The 13,804-nt window shown below is 57.1% G+C and carries 11 protein-coding genes and 4 pseudogenes; 10 read left to right on the forward strand and 5 right to left on the reverse strand.

The genetic code is table 11. The annotated features are described in order from the left end of the window. Window positions 1-40: 40 nt before the first annotated feature. Window positions 41-257 (reverse strand): annotated as a pseudogene (locus QP891_RS09305) (hypothetical protein). On the opposite strand from QP891_RS09305, the pseudogene QP891_RS09310 reads away from it, so the two are divergent. Both QP891_RS09310 and QP891_RS09315 read left to right on the forward strand, forming a co-directional pair. Further along, window positions 249-476 (forward strand): annotated as a pseudogene (locus QP891_RS09310) (integrase core domain-containing protein); the annotation flags it as partial. The pseudogenes QP891_RS09305 and QP891_RS09310 overlap by 9 nt on opposite strands. Window positions 477-575: 99 nt before the next feature. Beyond that, a pseudogene (locus QP891_RS09315) lies at window positions 576-725 on the forward strand (IS110 family transposase); the annotation flags it as partial. Between the two features lie 74 nt (window positions 726-799). On the opposite strand, the gene QP891_RS09320 reads toward QP891_RS09315, so the two are convergent. The 3 genes from QP891_RS09320 to QP891_RS09330 are packed head-to-tail and all read right to left on the reverse strand — an operon-like array spanning window position 800 to window position 3,619. After that, window positions 800-1,564: an ABC transporter ATP-binding protein gene (locus tag QP891_RS09320; protein WP_284771030.1), complete on the reverse strand. Its 765-nt coding sequence runs from the start codon at window positions 1,562-1,564 to the stop codon at window positions 800-802. Beyond that, the gene (locus QP891_RS09325) at window positions 1,557-2,435 is read right to left on the reverse strand and encodes an ABC transporter permease (protein WP_284771029.1); all 879 of its coding nucleotides are present in this window, start codon (window positions 2,433-2,435) and stop codon (window positions 1,557-1,559) included. Before QP891_RS09325 ends, QP891_RS09320 begins: the two co-directional genes overlap by 8 nt. A gap of 14 nt (window positions 2,436-2,449) precedes the next feature. Further along, window positions 2,450-3,619 carry an ABC transporter substrate-binding protein gene (locus tag QP891_RS09330; protein ID WP_284771028.1) on the reverse strand — a complete coding sequence of 390 codons (1,170 nt, stop codon included), beginning with the start codon at window positions 3,617-3,619 and terminating at the stop codon, window positions 2,450-2,452. A 227-nt stretch (window positions 3,620-3,846) separates the two neighbouring features. Between QP891_RS09330 and QP891_RS09335 the strand changes: the two genes are divergently transcribed. Then, the gene (locus QP891_RS09335) at window positions 3,847-4,392 is read left to right on the forward strand and encodes an OsmC family protein (protein ID WP_284771027.1); all 546 of its coding nucleotides are present in this window, start codon (window positions 3,847-3,849) and stop codon (window positions 4,390-4,392) included. A 58-nt stretch (window positions 4,393-4,450) separates the two neighbouring features. On the opposite strand, the gene QP891_RS09340 is transcribed toward QP891_RS09335, so the two are convergent. Then, a complete protein-coding gene (locus tag QP891_RS09340; protein ID WP_284771026.1) occupies window positions 4,451-5,461 on the reverse strand; it encodes an o-succinylbenzoate synthase in 1,011 nt (336 codons plus the stop codon). A gap of 252 nt (window positions 5,462-5,713) precedes the next feature. On the opposite strand from QP891_RS09340, the pseudogene cas9 reads away from it, so the two are divergent. The 7 genes and pseudogenes from cas9 to menE all read left to right on the forward strand — a co-directional run bounded on the left by cas9 (window position 5,714) and on the right by menE (window position 13,790). Further along, window positions 5,714-9,013 (forward strand): annotated as a pseudogene (gene cas9, locus QP891_RS09345) (type II CRISPR RNA-guided endonuclease Cas9). A gap of 4 nt (window positions 9,014-9,017) precedes the next feature. Beyond that, window positions 9,018-9,932, forward strand: coding sequence for a type II CRISPR-associated endonuclease Cas1 (gene cas1 / locus QP891_RS09350; protein WP_284771025.1), 915 nt, complete (start codon window positions 9,018-9,020; stop codon window positions 9,930-9,932). Then, window positions 9,916-10,245 (forward strand): CRISPR-associated endonuclease Cas2, encoded by a 330-nt coding sequence (gene cas2, locus QP891_RS09355; protein WP_005281056.1) that lies wholly within the window; start codon window positions 9,916-9,918, stop codon window positions 10,243-10,245. The genes cas1 and cas2 overlap by 17 nt, the downstream gene beginning before the upstream one ends. Before the next feature lie 453 nt (window positions 10,246-10,698). Then, window positions 10,699-11,160, forward strand: a complete 462-nt coding sequence (locus tag QP891_RS09360) for a DIP1984 family protein (RefSeq protein WP_284628522.1) — start codon at window positions 10,699-10,701, stop codon at window positions 11,158-11,160. A gap of 302 nt (window positions 11,161-11,462) precedes the next feature. Further along, complete coding sequence (locus tag QP891_RS09365; protein WP_034653771.1) at window positions 11,463-12,431, forward strand: 1,4-dihydroxy-2-naphthoyl-CoA synthase; 969 nt, start codon at window positions 11,463-11,465, stop codon at window positions 12,429-12,431. A gap of 15 nt (window positions 12,432-12,446) precedes the next feature. Beyond that, on the forward strand, window positions 12,447-12,587 hold the full coding sequence (locus tag QP891_RS09370) for a hypothetical protein (RefSeq protein WP_023028231.1): 141 nt from the start codon (window positions 12,447-12,449) through the stop codon (window positions 12,585-12,587). Between the two features lie 66 nt (window positions 12,588-12,653). Further along, complete coding sequence (menE, locus tag QP891_RS09375) at window positions 12,654-13,790, forward strand: o-succinylbenzoate--CoA ligase (RefSeq protein WP_284771024.1); 1,137 nt, start codon at window positions 12,654-12,656, stop codon at window positions 13,788-13,790. The last annotated feature ends 14 nt before the right edge of the window (window positions 13,791-13,804 follow it).

Here is a 13,804-nt window from a genome sequence, read left to right on the forward strand (position 1 = left end):
AAGCGCTATAATACCTATCATCCTCATTCGAGCCTAGGGTTTATCCCGCCGACTGAGTACGCCAACCAATGGCACCAAACCCAGGAAGGCACTCAAACCGCCCGGTCTTAAAAACCAGCCCGGCCCACATCGACATGTTTTCCGCCAAGATGCGGTCTTCCACGAGACGGACCACACGATCCTTGGCATCCTGGTCAAATTTTCTCGGCACGTTCCAGATTTTCCCATCTACTCAAACGGAACAAAACCTGGGACACTTCACACAAGCATTTAGAAACTACTGCTCATCGTTAGGTGTACGCCAGTCCATGGGCGCGGTTGGAACGAGTGCCGATAATGCCCTGGCAGAATCATTTAACGCCACCTTAAAGCGGGAAGTACTGCGTGATAGGAAACTCTTTGAAAGTCCAATCAGCTGCCGCCAGGAAATCTTCCGGTGGTGCATGGACTACAACACCCGAAGGCGCCACTCCTGGTGCAATCTTGTAGCTCCTGATGTCTTTGAAGCCGAGACTTCAGCTACACTAACTAAAGCAGCACAGCTACCCCCGACGTGTCCACATTTCGGGGGTCAGGCCCTTATGTCGAATTCGCCCAATCGGGCTGGCAACAAAAAATTAAAGAACGCCCTATGGCAATCGTCTTTTGCATCGATCAGATTCCACGAGCGTTCCCGGCAATTCTATGAACGAAAACGCAAAGAAGGCAAAAGACTCAACGCCGCAGCAACCTAAAGTCAACACACGCCCAACAAGCCCACCCACGAAGTTGACAACCTATATAGGAACATCCTCTCGCTCTAGCCGTTTTCTAGCAGCCCCAGCAGCCGCTCGCGCAGCTCATTTTTCCGCTCCACCACCGCGGAGTCTTCGCTGCCGCTGCGCGGGCGGGGCAAGCCCACTTCGATGTCCTCGATGATGGTGGCCTCTGGCCCCGGCGACATCACCAAGATGCGGTCCGAGAGCAAAACCGCCTCATCCACGTCGTGGGTGACCATGACCACCGTACGGCGGTTTTCTTCCCACACGTTAAGCAACAGCGACTGCAGCTGGCGGCGGGTAAGCGCATCCAATGCGCCGAAGGGCTCATCGAGCAATAAGATATCCGAGCCGATGGCAAAGGCGCGCGCCAAACCGACGCGCTGTTGCATGCCACCGGATAACCGCGATGGGCGCCTATCTGCCGCATGGCCCAGGCTGACCTCATCGAGGAACTCCTGTGCAATCTGGGTGCGCTCCGCCTTTGATAGTTCCGGGCGAGCCGAACGCAGCCCGAATTCGATATTCCCACGCGCCGTCATCCACGGCAGCAGCGCGTGGTTTTGAAATACCACACCGCGGTCTGGGCCTGGGCCGGTCACGGCCTCGCCTCGCGCGCGCACCTCGCCGGTAGAGGGAAATGCCAGGCCCGCGATCATATTCAGCATGGTGGACTTGCCGGAGCCCGATGGCCCCAGCAGGGATACGAATTCGCCCTCCCCAATGGATACTGAGGTATCCCCAATGATCTTGGTTGGGCCGTAGCTTTTGGTAATACCAGCAAATTCGATATGGGCATTAGTCATAGCGCACCACTTTCTGCAGGGAAGCAACGAGGTAATCCAGAGCTAATCCGATGACACCGATCAGCACGATGACCACGACGATGGCGTCAATATCGAGGCGGTTCCACATATTCCAGACAAAGAAACCGACGCCTTGGCCGCCGACGAGCATTTCCGCGGCCACGATGACTAACCAGGCGGTCGATAGCGATTGCCGCATGCCGGTGATAATCCCTGGCAGCGCAGCCGGCCCGACGATGTAGAGGAGCTGTTGCATCCGGTTCGTGCCGAGCGTGGCCGCTAGGTTCTTATACGTGGGGTGAATCCCACGGACCGCCTCGATGGTATTGAGCAGCGTCGGCCACAAGGCAGAGAGGATGATGACGAAGACGGCGGTATTTTCGGCATCGCGAAGCAGCGCCAGGCCTAGTGGCAGCCACGCCAGCGGGGACACGGGGCGCAGGATCTGGACAAAGGGATCCGTCGCGCGGCGGAAGGTAGCCGAGGACCCCAGCCAAAAGCCCAGCGGAATAGCGATCACCATGGCGATGGCAAAGCCGATGAGCACGCGGCGCAGAGAGGCCACCATGTGCCAAAAGATGCCCACCGAGGCCGACCCATCCCGGTAGAAGGGATCAGAAAGGATCTCTACGGCCCTATCCCAGGTGCGCGCAGGAGTGGGGGCGATATCGGAAAGCCAGCCCGCGGCCGCGACCGCCTGCCAGATGGCGATGAAGGCAATGAAAAGCGCAACACCCAGGCCCATTGCCTTCCACGGGCTCTCCCGCCGCTTCTTCCGGCTGGCGGTGCGGCCCGAATGGGGCGCTGCTGAGTGGGTGTCAGTGGAGTGCGCTGTGCTGGTGCGAGCGCTCTGATTTTTCAGTGTCGTCATAAGCGTGGGAGTCCTTAACGCTGGTATCCGGCAGTGGGGTGCAGGGGATCGAAGGTATGGCCGTTGATCTCCACTGGGTCCGTAGTGAGATCGGCCTCGCGCGGCAAAACGGATTTCGTGACATCTAGCAGCGCTTGGTCATCCAGCGGCATTGCCTTTCCGCCCAGGTCCCAGCGGGCCATTTGGGCGGCCATCCACGTAATTGCGGTGGCAGAGGTGCTGCCGCCGAACTTAATCATCTGTGGATCCACCAGGTCCTTGCCGTCCCAGGTGGTGTAATTTCCGGCCAGCGCCCGCGAGATTAGCTCTTCTTTCTGGTTCAGGTACTTCTCCTTGGCCAGCATGGAGGCCGATTCATGGACGTGGTGCGGGCTATCGACGTACTGCGCACCTTCGTGCAGCGCCGCGACCACGCGGTCGCGCACGTCTCGGTCCACTTCCTTGGCCACGGCAACCGAGCAGCACGGGTGGTTTTCCCACATCTGGCGGGTGGGAACAAAGGCGCGGCCCGAGCCGGTAGTCAGGGCGCGCTGGTTGAAGGGCTCTGGGCCAATAAACCCGTCGATGGTGCCTACCGAAAGTTGTGCCACCATATCGGCCGGGCGCAAGAGGCGCAGTTCCACATCAGAGACCGGATCCACCCCGCCGGCCACGAGGTAATCGCGCAGCAAGAGCGCATGCACCGAATACTCAAAGGGGATGCCTAGCACCATGCCCTTTAGATCCTCAGGCCGCGACACGGTATCCAGGTGGGAGGTGGACAAGGTCAGTGCCTGCCCGTTGGTGTTTTGCGTAAAGGCCAATTCGGTGGGCCGGGAGGCATTGGTAGCCCCGGCATCGATGGCCAGCGGCATGGGCGAGAGCATGTGCGCCACGTCTAAGGCGCCGGTGGCATAGGCGGTCCAGAGATCCGCCCACCCCGCGAATTTGCGCAGCTCAACGTTGAGCCCCTGCTTTGCGAAGGCACCCAAGCCATCGGCTGCAACCAACGGTGACGCGCACGCGATGGGCACGAATCCGATGGTGAGGGTTTCCCCGCCCTGCCCAGATTTTCCGGACTGGGCGTTGCTTTCCTGCCGCGGCGAGGAGCATGCAGATAGCATCTGCGAGCCTACTGCTACCCCACCCATTGCCACTGCACTGCGCAGTATCTGCCGTCGCGACAGGTTTCGGTTGTGCACCATATGTTCTTTCTCAACTAGACCAAGTGGTTTGTTCAGAATGAACCTAGGCTAGGTACACTATGGTGTCAATTTCTAAATTCACAAGCCAGGAAATGCGGTGTCCTTATTTTTATTCATCACAGACCTGCCTTTCTCTACAAAATAGACCTCTCGTTCTAGATTTATATTTACCTTCGAGCTACCATGGCGCCATCAGTAAATAATCGTCTGATACAAGGAGCAATTTAATGTCTGATCTCACCCCGAACCACAAAGAAGGCGACGCTCTCGAGCCCATTGACGGCGAGAAGCTCAACGACCTAGCGCAGAAGAACATCGACAACCCTGAGGGCGCTAAGAAGCACGTCCGCTCCCACACTGAGGCAGACGGTCTCTTCCGCAATAACACCACCGTGCGCGGCCACACCATTAAGGTGGGCGAGCCTTTGCCGCTGCTTGGCGATGACTCCGCACCCAACCCCACCGAGGTCGCTCAGGCTGGTCTTGGTGCCTGCATCAACGTTGGCATCCAGGCCATCGCCCAGCACCGTGGCGTTACCCTGACCAAGCTGGAGCTCGACATCGTCGGCGACATCGACCTCTCCCCAACCTGGGGCGTTGGTGACTTGGGCGAGGACAAGCGCCCAGGAGTTTCCGACGTCAACGTTAAGGTCGACATCGACGGCGACGCCGACAAGGAAACCCTGCAGAAGATCGTGGACGACGCCATCAAGTGGTCCCCGGTTGTTAATACCTACACCCGCCCAGCCAACCTCACTCACGAGTTGGTCTAAGGTTTAGATAGATAAAAGCGCCTGGCAATTGCCAGGCGCTTTTATGCTTTAGGAGCAACTACAGGAATTGCCACGATTCCCGCAGGCGCTCGAACCACCAGTCGCGGCGGTTGGCCGACGCGGCTAGGTCGGACAGGCGGTCCGGTTCTGGGGCGAGGATTTCGGCGCGCAGGTGGCCGTCGTGTAGCTGGCGGGGCGCGGTGACGTCTTCTTCGAAGAGGCTTCCCGTGGCCAGGCCCGCTGCGGCCGGGGTGACGTCGATGTCCTCGTCGTCATAGATTTGTGGCAACGCCGCCACCGCCGCTAGGCCCATATTGATGCCGATGGAGGTATCCAGCGCCGAGGCCACCGTAATATCCATATGCCGTTCGCGCAGGTGCTGTGCCACGTCGAGGACGCGGCGCACCCCGCCCAGCGGCGCGGGTTTCACCACCGCTACATCTGCCGCCTGCAGATCCGCCACGCGGTACGGATCCTCAACCTTGCGAATGGATTCATCCGCGGCCACGCGCACAAAAAGCCCATTGCGCATGAGCTGCCTGCGCACCTCCACCAATTCTTCCGCGCTCGCGCAGGGTTGTTCCATATAGTCCAGCGGCATGAGCGCTTGGGCGGCTTCTACTGCCTCGGCCACGCTCCAGCCGCCATTGGCGTCCACGCGCAGCACAGGAATAACGCCGCGGGCGCTGACGTGATCGCGGACGGCGTGGACGCGCGCGATGTCATCGGCAAGCGTCTGGCCTTTCTCCGCCACCTTGATCTTGAACGTCCGGCAGCCGGGATAGCGATCCACAATCGCCGGAACCTCGCTAGCGGGAACGGCGGGAATGGTGGCGTTGACCTCTACCCACTCTCGGACAGGCTCCGGAAAGCCCTCGTAGGCCGCCTCCAACCCGGCGCGCAGCCACGCGGCCGACTCCGCAGGCCCGTATTCCAGGAACGGCGCAAATTCACCCCAACCGGCAGGCCCTTCAATCAGCAACGCCTCCCGCGTGGTGATGCCGCGAAACTTCACGGCCAGCGGGAGGGAGACTACGTGGGCGCGGTCGAGCACGTCATCGATGTTCATAGGTTCATACTATCAGCCGTACTTATCAATACCTAAGTAAGAACACTCCAGCACACACCGTCCATTGTATTCAATTTATACTAACCCCAAAAGAGGGAAATTTTTCATCGCATCAACAAGTCCAATAAATAATCGGATAGAATGTACCTCGAGAATTGAACCTCAGTAAGCGTCGGCCCGTTTCCGGCGTTGAAGAATGCTCCAGCCGAACCTTCGGGTTCGGCTTTTCTTGTATCTGAAAGGCTTATCCTTATGTCTCTCCTATACCGCGTCGGTATCGATGTCGGCACCTACTCATTGGGGTGCACTGCCATCGAAGTCGATGACAATGACCAGCCGGTTAGCATCCTGAGCTCCGTTTCGCTCATTCACGACTCTGGGCTAGATCCAGATCAACAGAAAAGGGCAGTAACTCGACTCGCTTCTTCTGGTGTAGCTCGTCGAACGCGCCGCCTTTATCGCCGTCGACGGCGCCGCATGGTAAAGCTAGAAAATTTTCTCACTGCACAAGGGTGGGAGACACTCCCCTTCGAGCGCTATTCCGATCCTTATCTTCCTTGGCATGCACGCGTAGCCCTTGTCAATGGTTATATCTCTGACGATACTCAGCGAGGACAATACCTTTCTATCGCTTTTCGTCACATTGCCAATCACCGTGGCTGGCGCAATCCATATTGGAAGGTGTCGAGCCTTTACTCGCCCGACAAGCCAAGCGATGCATTTGAACAAATACGCAAAGAACTGGAAGCTTCCACTGGGCGTCAGATTCCTGAGACCGCTACCGTCGGTCAGCTAATTTCTTTTGCTCAATTTGGCAAAGATAGATTGCGCGGTGGTGGTAAGCAAAAAGATAAGAAGAAACCACAAGAACAGGTTAACCAAGCAGTAATTTCTGCCAGGCTGCACCAAATCGACCACGCCCGTGAAATCAATGAGATCTGTCGCGTCCAAAAGATTGATGACACGCTACGAAAGCAGATTTTGGATCTTGTTTTCGCTGCGGAATCTCCCAAAGGCGCACAGAAAGGACGCGTAGGCAAAGATCCACTGCAACCAAAGCTATTCCGCGCCCTCAAAGCTTCAGATGCTTTTCAGCAATACCGAATTGCGGCTCTGACTGGAAATCTCCGAATTTACCGTAACGGCGTCACAGTTCCTCTCGACCGGGACGAAAAGCTCATCGTCTTTAATTACCTAGTCAACCTCCCAAAGAAAGAGGAGCCGTCCTGGCTAAAGATCGCCGAGATCTTAAATATTGAGCGAGGCCAACTACGCGGCACCGCCACAATGACGGATGATGGCGAACGCGCCGGCGCTACGCCTCCAGTACATGACACCAATAGAACTATCCTGGATTCCAAGGTTAAATCCCTTGCCCACTGGTGGGAAAACGCCTCAGATGACGAACGCGCGGCTATGCTTAAATCGCTGTCAAACTCAGAGGTGGAGGACTTCGACTCCCCTGCAGGAGCACAGGTACAAGCCTTCTTTACAAATTTGGATGAGACCGAACAAGAAAAACTAGATTCTCTTCACCTTCCCATGGGACGGGCCGCATACAGCGAAGACACATTAATGCGCCTGACCAACCGTATGCTCGACGAAAACCTAGACCTTTATGAAGCACGTCTGGCTGAATTTGGTATCCCCAAGGATTGGACTCCTCCTGCTCCTCGGATTGGCGAACCCGTTGGCAACCCTGCCGTAGATCGTGTCCTCAAGGGGGTAGCACGATGGTTAGAAGCTGCCGCAGACGAATGAGGAGCTCCCAAATCAGTAGTAATTGAACACGTTCGCGATGGGTTCGTCAGCAAATCCAAAGCAATCGAAATTGACCGCGCAAATAACAATCGTCATAAACGAAGCCGAGAGCTCTTTCAGAAAATGCAAGAAAACCTCGGTATCGAAGGAAAGGTACGCTCTTCTGATTTGTGGCGTTACCAGTCCGTACAAAGGCAAAATTGTCAATGCGCTTATTGCGGTTCTCCCATTACCTATACGACCTGCGAGATGGACCATATCGTCCCACGCGCAGGCGAGGGTTCCACCAATACGAGAGATAACTTGGTTGCAACTTGCCACCGCTGCAACCTTGCGAAGAAGAACATCCCCTTTGCGGTGTGGGCCGAAAAGTCGACTATCCCAGGCGTAAGTGTCAAAGAAGCGTTAGATAGAACACGGCACTGGTCAGAGGACTCCGGAATGTCCAAAAAGGACTTCCAGAAGTTTCGCAAAAGCGTATGCGAAAGACTCAATCGCACGGTTGTCGATGAGCCCTTAGATGCCCGTTCCATGGAATCAGTAGCGTGGATGGCAAATGAACTACGCGGCCGAGTGGCGCAACGCTTCCAAGAGGAAAATGCGACGGTCAATGTCTATCGCGGCGCTCTTACTGCTGAAGCTCGCAGAGCCGCCGGTATCACGGACAAGCTGCGGTTTATTGATGGAACCGGAAAATCCCGTCTTGACCGCCGCCACCACGCAGTTGATGCGGCAGTTGTCGCATTCATTCACAACTATGTAGCAGAGACACTGGCGATTCGCTCCAATAAAAAGCGTGAAGCTCAGCTGCTACAAGGCACTTCGCAATGGAAAGAGTTCACTGGCTCCGATGATAAGCACCGTGCGGTGTGGAATGCTTGGATTCCCAAAATGCAGAAGCTGGCTGTTCTATTGCAGATTGCTCTGGATGAAGACCGTATCGTCGTTACCTCTAATTTGCGCTTGCGCCTAGGAAACGGCCGCGCGCACGAAGACACCATTAGCGAGTTAAAGACCATTCGGGTTGGTGACGCCATATCCGTTACTGATATCGACCGAGCTTCTAGCGAAGCCCTATGGTGCGCCCTTACCCGCGAACCGGACTTCGATGAAAAGGACGGACTACCTGAGAATCCCAACCGCCGGATTCGCGTCCATGGGACATGGTACGACGCAGAAGATGAAATCGAAGTATTCCCAGTAGGTGCGGGAGCTATCAAAGTACGAGGCGGGTACGCCAAACTCAGCCGGTTCCACCATGCGCGCGTTTATAAAATCCCCGGGAAAAAGGCACCTATCTACTGCATGCTTCGTGTCTACAACACCGATCTCGTGCAGCACCGCCACGAAGATCTATTTTCTGTGGAGCTCAAACCACAAACCATGTCTGTCCGCCAAGCAGAACCAAAGCTGCGAAAGGCACTAGCAGAAAACACAGCGGAGTATCTTGGTTGGTTGGTCACTGATGACGAGCTAATAATTGATACATCCACCTTCCGCACTGGCCTTATCGAGGAAATGCAAAGCGAATTCAGCCTAGTCCGTCGTTGGAGATTGGACGGGTTTGATTCACCTTCATTGCTAACTCTTCGTCCACTGCATATGAGCGCCGAAGGATTGCCCGACGATTGTGCACTAGGATCTAGGAAAATTATTGATACCAAGGGATGGCGTGTATCTATCAACAAAGTCTTTAATGCGGGCAATACGACAGTTGTCAGGCGTGATGCGTTGGGTAGAGCCAGACTGACTAGCAATGCACACTTGCCAATTTCTTGGAAGGAAGAGTAAGAAAATGAATGCTGGATGGCGGGTAATAGACTGTCTGAGTCTCCACGGTTCACTTCGCTATTCTCGAGGTCAACTCGTCATCGGCAAAGACGATTCCGCCGAGGTCGCAATACCACTATCCCAAATTGCAGTGGTTCTGGTTGGCACCAAGAGTTCAATTAGCGGAGCTGTACTTCAAAAGTTCGGAGACTATGACATTGCATTGATCGTCTGCGATTGGCGAGGCGTTCCAGTCTCCGGTGCCTATCCATGGAATCCGCACTCAAGGTTGGGAGCACGACAACAAGCTCAGGCTCAACTTTCTTTACCTAAGAAAAAGCAAGCCTGGACACGAATAGTCGCCGCCAAAATCCACGGTCAGGCATCTGTGTTGGAGGCTTTAGGCAAAACGGGAGCAAACGACTTAGTCAAGCTTTCGCGAACAGTAAAGTCCGGGGATCCCGAGAACCGGGAGGCCCAAGCTGCACGAAAGTATTGGTCTTATCTTTCTCATGACCAAGCATTTTCCCGTTTACCTGGTGCTGGCGATCCTGGATGGAATTCCGCGCTAGATTATGGCTACACGCTCTTGCGTGGATACGGAATTCGTGCCATCGTCGGCGCCGGGTTGTCTGGAACGCTCGGAGTATTTCACCACGGTCGCGGAAATAACTGGGCACTCGTCGACGATCTCATGGAGCCATTCAGGCCCATGGTGGATCAGATCGTATTCACGAAAATTAATTATGGCGAGGAATTAGAGTCTACCCAAAAGACAACTATTTCCAACGCCCTTACTTGTGTGTTTGAAGCTGGTGGCAAATCCCTCAGCACGGTTTTTAATGAATTTGGCCAACACTACGGTCTCTACGTCGAGGGAGCCGTTCGCGATTTAAGTGTGCCCCGATGGGAAGGGGTCCTCGATGCCAGCGAAGGATAGCGAACCAATGTGGTGTGTGGTGATGTTCGATCTACCTGTTAAAACTAAGAAGCAGACTAGTGAGGCGAACAAATTCCGAAATCAACTCTTGGATCTCGGTTTTTGCAGATCTCAATTGAGCGTTTACGTCCAATACTTCCCTTTATCTTCTCGAATCGCTTCTACCGTTAAACAGATCAAAGCCCATCTTCCGGAAGGTGGTGACATCAGGATCATTTCAATCACTGATAACCAGTGGGCAAAAGCCATCAGGTTTTCTAAGGCGGAGACCGCTGAAGTGGAAGATAAACCATCTCAGCTGGTAATTTTTTAAGACAGGATCACCAATAAACCCCAGTTAAACGGCCCATTTTGGGCCGCACTGAAGTCTATCAGGGGTAATGAGAACTGAACCCCAGCCTCACCGGCAATGGGTCGTGGTGGTACGGAAGTCTATCAGGGGTAATGAGAACTGAACCCCAGCCTGCCGCCCAATGGGGCGACAAGGTCTTGAAGTCTATCAGGGGTAATGAGAACTGAACCCCAGCAAAGCAGGCGCATGGTGCGGCAAACACCTGAAGTCTATCAGGGGTAATGAGAACTGAACCCCAGCGTGGTGGGTTGCGGTTGGTGCGCGTGATGAAGTCTATCAGGGGTAATGAGAACTGAACCCCAGCCAAAGAAATCTATTAAGCAGTGGATAAAAACATCTTTCATCCTTAGAAACCATTGACCCCAGTTCCCTGCCTCGGCTACGTTGGTTCCTACCTACTCTGAAGGAGGAACCATGTTACTGGCAGAGGCATTAGCAGAGCGCGCGCAGGCGCAGGAACGGCTCAATGAGCTGCGCGAGCGCCTGCTCTCCGTCGTGCGCGTGCAGGAGGGCGATACCCCGGACGAGGATCCGGCCGAGCTTTTGCGCGAGTTGGAGGGCATTACTGGGCGCATCGATAAGCTCGTGCAGGCCATCAATGCCACGAACGTGGCCACCGATTTTGATGGCGAGAAGAACTTGATGCAGGCGCTGGCGCTTCGCGATGGCCTCGTGCGCACCCGCCGCATCTACCACGACCTCGCCCAGGCCGCGGGCGCGCGCCAGGACCGCTACTCCCGCGCGGAGATTAAGTTCGTGGCCACGCTTCCGGTAGCAGAGCTGCGCAAGCGGGTCGATGACCTCTCCAAGCAGTACCGGGAGCTTGATACCCGCATCCAGCAGTTGAACTGGAATACGGAACTGATAACTCCATAGCGAAGCTTTAGTCATGCCACGCCGCGCGCGTGGCGGTAGCCTTTACGCACTTGCAGCGAGTATGCCCCCGCCTTCGAGGGGAAATTCGAGGACATCTAGGCACCCTTTGGCGTTAAAGGGTTGAGGAAGTTCGAGTCTTCCCACCGTATTGATGACCGCGCCAGCACAGGGTACACGGGTACATTGCGGGGTAACCCCTCGCAGTTATTGAGTATCGATTATTACCAGCATGCTGGGCAGTGCGTAGAGGTGAGGGTTGGGAATGGGGACTAAACTTTTTCGCGCCCACTATGCTGGGCGCTATGAGCGAGCAAAAGAAATACAGCACCGAAAATCCATTCCGTGAGGAATTGTGGCGCCCGGTTGAGGGCTTTGGGGATCTCACAGACGTCACCTACCACCGTCTGGCGGCAGACGGTCGGAAGAATGGCATCGTGCGCATCGCCATCGACAGGCCGGAGGTGCGCAATGCCTTCCGGCCGCACACCGTGGATGAGCTGTATCGCACTTTGGATCACGCCCGCCGCACCCCGGATGTGGGCACGATCTTGCTTACCGGCAATGGGCCCTCGCAAAAAGATGGTGGCTGGGCTTTTTGTTCCGGCGGCGACCAGCGCATTCGCGGCCGCTCGGGGTATCGCTACGCCACTGAGCACGCCCACGATGATGCCACGGCGGATGAATCCAGCGTCGATGAGGCCCGCGCCAAGGTTGAAGGCGGCCGCCTGCACATCCTGGAGGTCCAGCGCCTCATCCGCACCATGCCCAAGGTGGTTATCGCCGTGGTCAATGGGTGGGCCGCCGGCGGTGGGCACTCGCTGCACGTGGTCTGCGATATGACCGTGGCCTCCCGCCAGGAGGCGCGCTTTAAGCAGACGGACGCGGACGTTGGATCCTTCGATGCGGGCTATGGCTCGGCCTACCTAGCCAAGATGGTGGGCCAGAAATTCGCCCGCGAGATCTTCTTTTTGGGCCGCACTTACGATGCCCAGCGCATGTATGAGATGGGCGCGGTCAATGAGGTGGCAGACCACGGCGAGCTCGAGGATGCCGCCATCCGCATGGGCCAGGAAATCAATATGAAGTCCCCCACCGCCCAGCGCATGCTGAAATTCGCGTTCAACCTCACCGATGATGGCCTGATGGGCCAGCAGGTCTTCGCCGGCGAGGCCACCCGCCTGGCCTATATGACCGATGAGGCCGTCGAGGGCAAGCAGTCCTTCCTGGACAAGCGCGAGCCCAACTGGGACGAGTTCCCCTATTACTACTAAGGAGTGCCCCGCACCGTGCTCATCGCATTTTGTATCCTGCTCGCGGTCCTCGCCGTCGCGGGCGTGCTCGGCTCGCGCGTGTGGATGCTGCGCCGCATTAAGGAGGCCGAGGCCAATAACGAACGTCCCTTTGATCAGGAGGACACCTACCGCTGATCCCTGTATCGACTCACCCCGGCCGCAACCGGGGTTTGTCCCGCCGTGGCCTTAAGATCTAGTGCCGTGACTATCCTCGCCCCCTTGCCCGTCGATCCGCATGACCCCGCGGCCATCCTGCCGGACCTCGAATCCGCCATTGTCGGCAGGTCCTGCTTTTTGCCGCTGCCGCTTGCCGATGCCACCCGCGCCACCCTCCTGCGCAATTCCCAGCGCGCCGGCGAGCCCATCGCAGAGGACATCGCGCTCGTGGTCTCCACTTCAGGGTCCACCGGCACCCCAAAGGGCGCGCAATTAACGCCAGCCAACCTGGTGGCCAGCGCCGATACCACCCACCAGGTCCTCGGTGGCCCTGGGCAATGGCTCTTGGCGATGCCCGCCCACCACATCGCCGGCATCCAGGTCCTCGTCCGTTCCCTGGTGGCCGGGGTGGATCCGCTCTGCCTCGATCTCAGCGAAGGCTTTGATATCTCAGCCTTCGCCCGCGCCGCCGCGGAGCTCTCCCGCACCGGCGACCGCACCTACACCGCGCTCACCCCGCTGCAGCTGGCCAAAGCCATGGATGTGCCGGAGGGCATCGATGCGCTCCAGAGTTTCGATGCCATCTTGGTGGGCGGTGCCGCCATCCACCCGCGCCTGCACGCCGCGGCCGCGGATCAGGGCATCACTATCACCACCACCTACGGTTCCTCCGAGACCGCCGGCGGCTGCGTCTACGATGGCCGCCCACTGCCCGGTACGACGGCCCGCGTCCAGGACGGCCGCATCTTACTCGGCGGGCCCACCATCGCGCAGGGCTACCGCAATGCCCCAAGCCACGAGGCGTTTCCCGGAAACGGGTGGTTCGCCACTTCCGATGCCGGCGTCATCGAAGATGGCATCCTCACCGTCACCGGGCGCCTCGATAATGTCATCGACTCCGGCGGGTTGAAGCTGCACCCAGAGGTCTTGGAACGCGAAATCCTCCGGGTGCCCGGTGTTGCCGAGGCGTGCGTCGTCGGTATCCCGCACCCGCGGCTGGGCCAAGCCATCGTGGCCGCCTATACCGGTAATGCCGAGCTTGGCGATATCTTCGAGGCCCTCGAAGACGCCGAACTTCCCCGTTGGCAGCTGCCTAAAGATTTAAAGCACCTTGCGGAATTTCCCACCACCGGCCCCGGCAAGGTAGACCGCCAGGCCGTCGCCGCAGTCTTTAACGCCTAGCCCCCACCGCAGGC

Source organism: Corynebacterium sp. MSK310 (assembly GCF_030227355.1).
GTDB lineage: Bacteria > Actinomycetota > Actinomycetes > Mycobacteriales > Mycobacteriaceae > Corynebacterium > Corynebacterium rhinophilum.

Coding starts and splice junctions, on each gene's coding strand:
- QP891_RS09335 (WP_284771027.1), top strand. CDS start 3,847: ATGTCTGATCTCACCCCGAACCACAAAGAAGGCGACGCTCTCGAGCCC.
- QP891_RS09360 (WP_284628522.1), top strand. CDS start 10,699: ATGTTACTGGCAGAGGCATTAGCAGAGCGCGCGCAGGCGCAGGAACGG.
- QP891_RS09320 (WP_284771030.1), bottom strand. CDS start 1,564: ATGACTAATGCCCATATCGAATTTGCTGGTATTACCAAAAGCTACGGC.
- QP891_RS09365 (WP_034653771.1), top strand. CDS start 11,463: ATGAGCGAGCAAAAGAAATACAGCACCGAAAATCCATTCCGTGAGGAA.
- QP891_RS09325 (WP_284771029.1), bottom strand. CDS start 2,435: ATGACGACACTGAAAAATCAGAGCGCTCGCACCAGCACAGCGCACTCC.
- cas1 (WP_284771025.1), top strand. CDS start 9,018: ATGAATGCTGGATGGCGGGTAATAGACTGTCTGAGTCTCCACGGTTCA.
- QP891_RS09340 (WP_284771026.1), bottom strand. CDS start 5,461: ATGAACATCGATGACGTGCTCGACCGCGCCCACGTAGTCTCCCTCCCG.
- cas2 (WP_005281056.1), top strand. CDS start 9,916: ATGCCAGCGAAGGATAGCGAACCAATGTGGTGTGTGGTGATGTTCGAT.
- QP891_RS09330 (WP_284771028.1), bottom strand. CDS start 3,619: ATGGTGCACAACCGAAACCTGTCGCGACGGCAGATACTGCGCAGTGCA.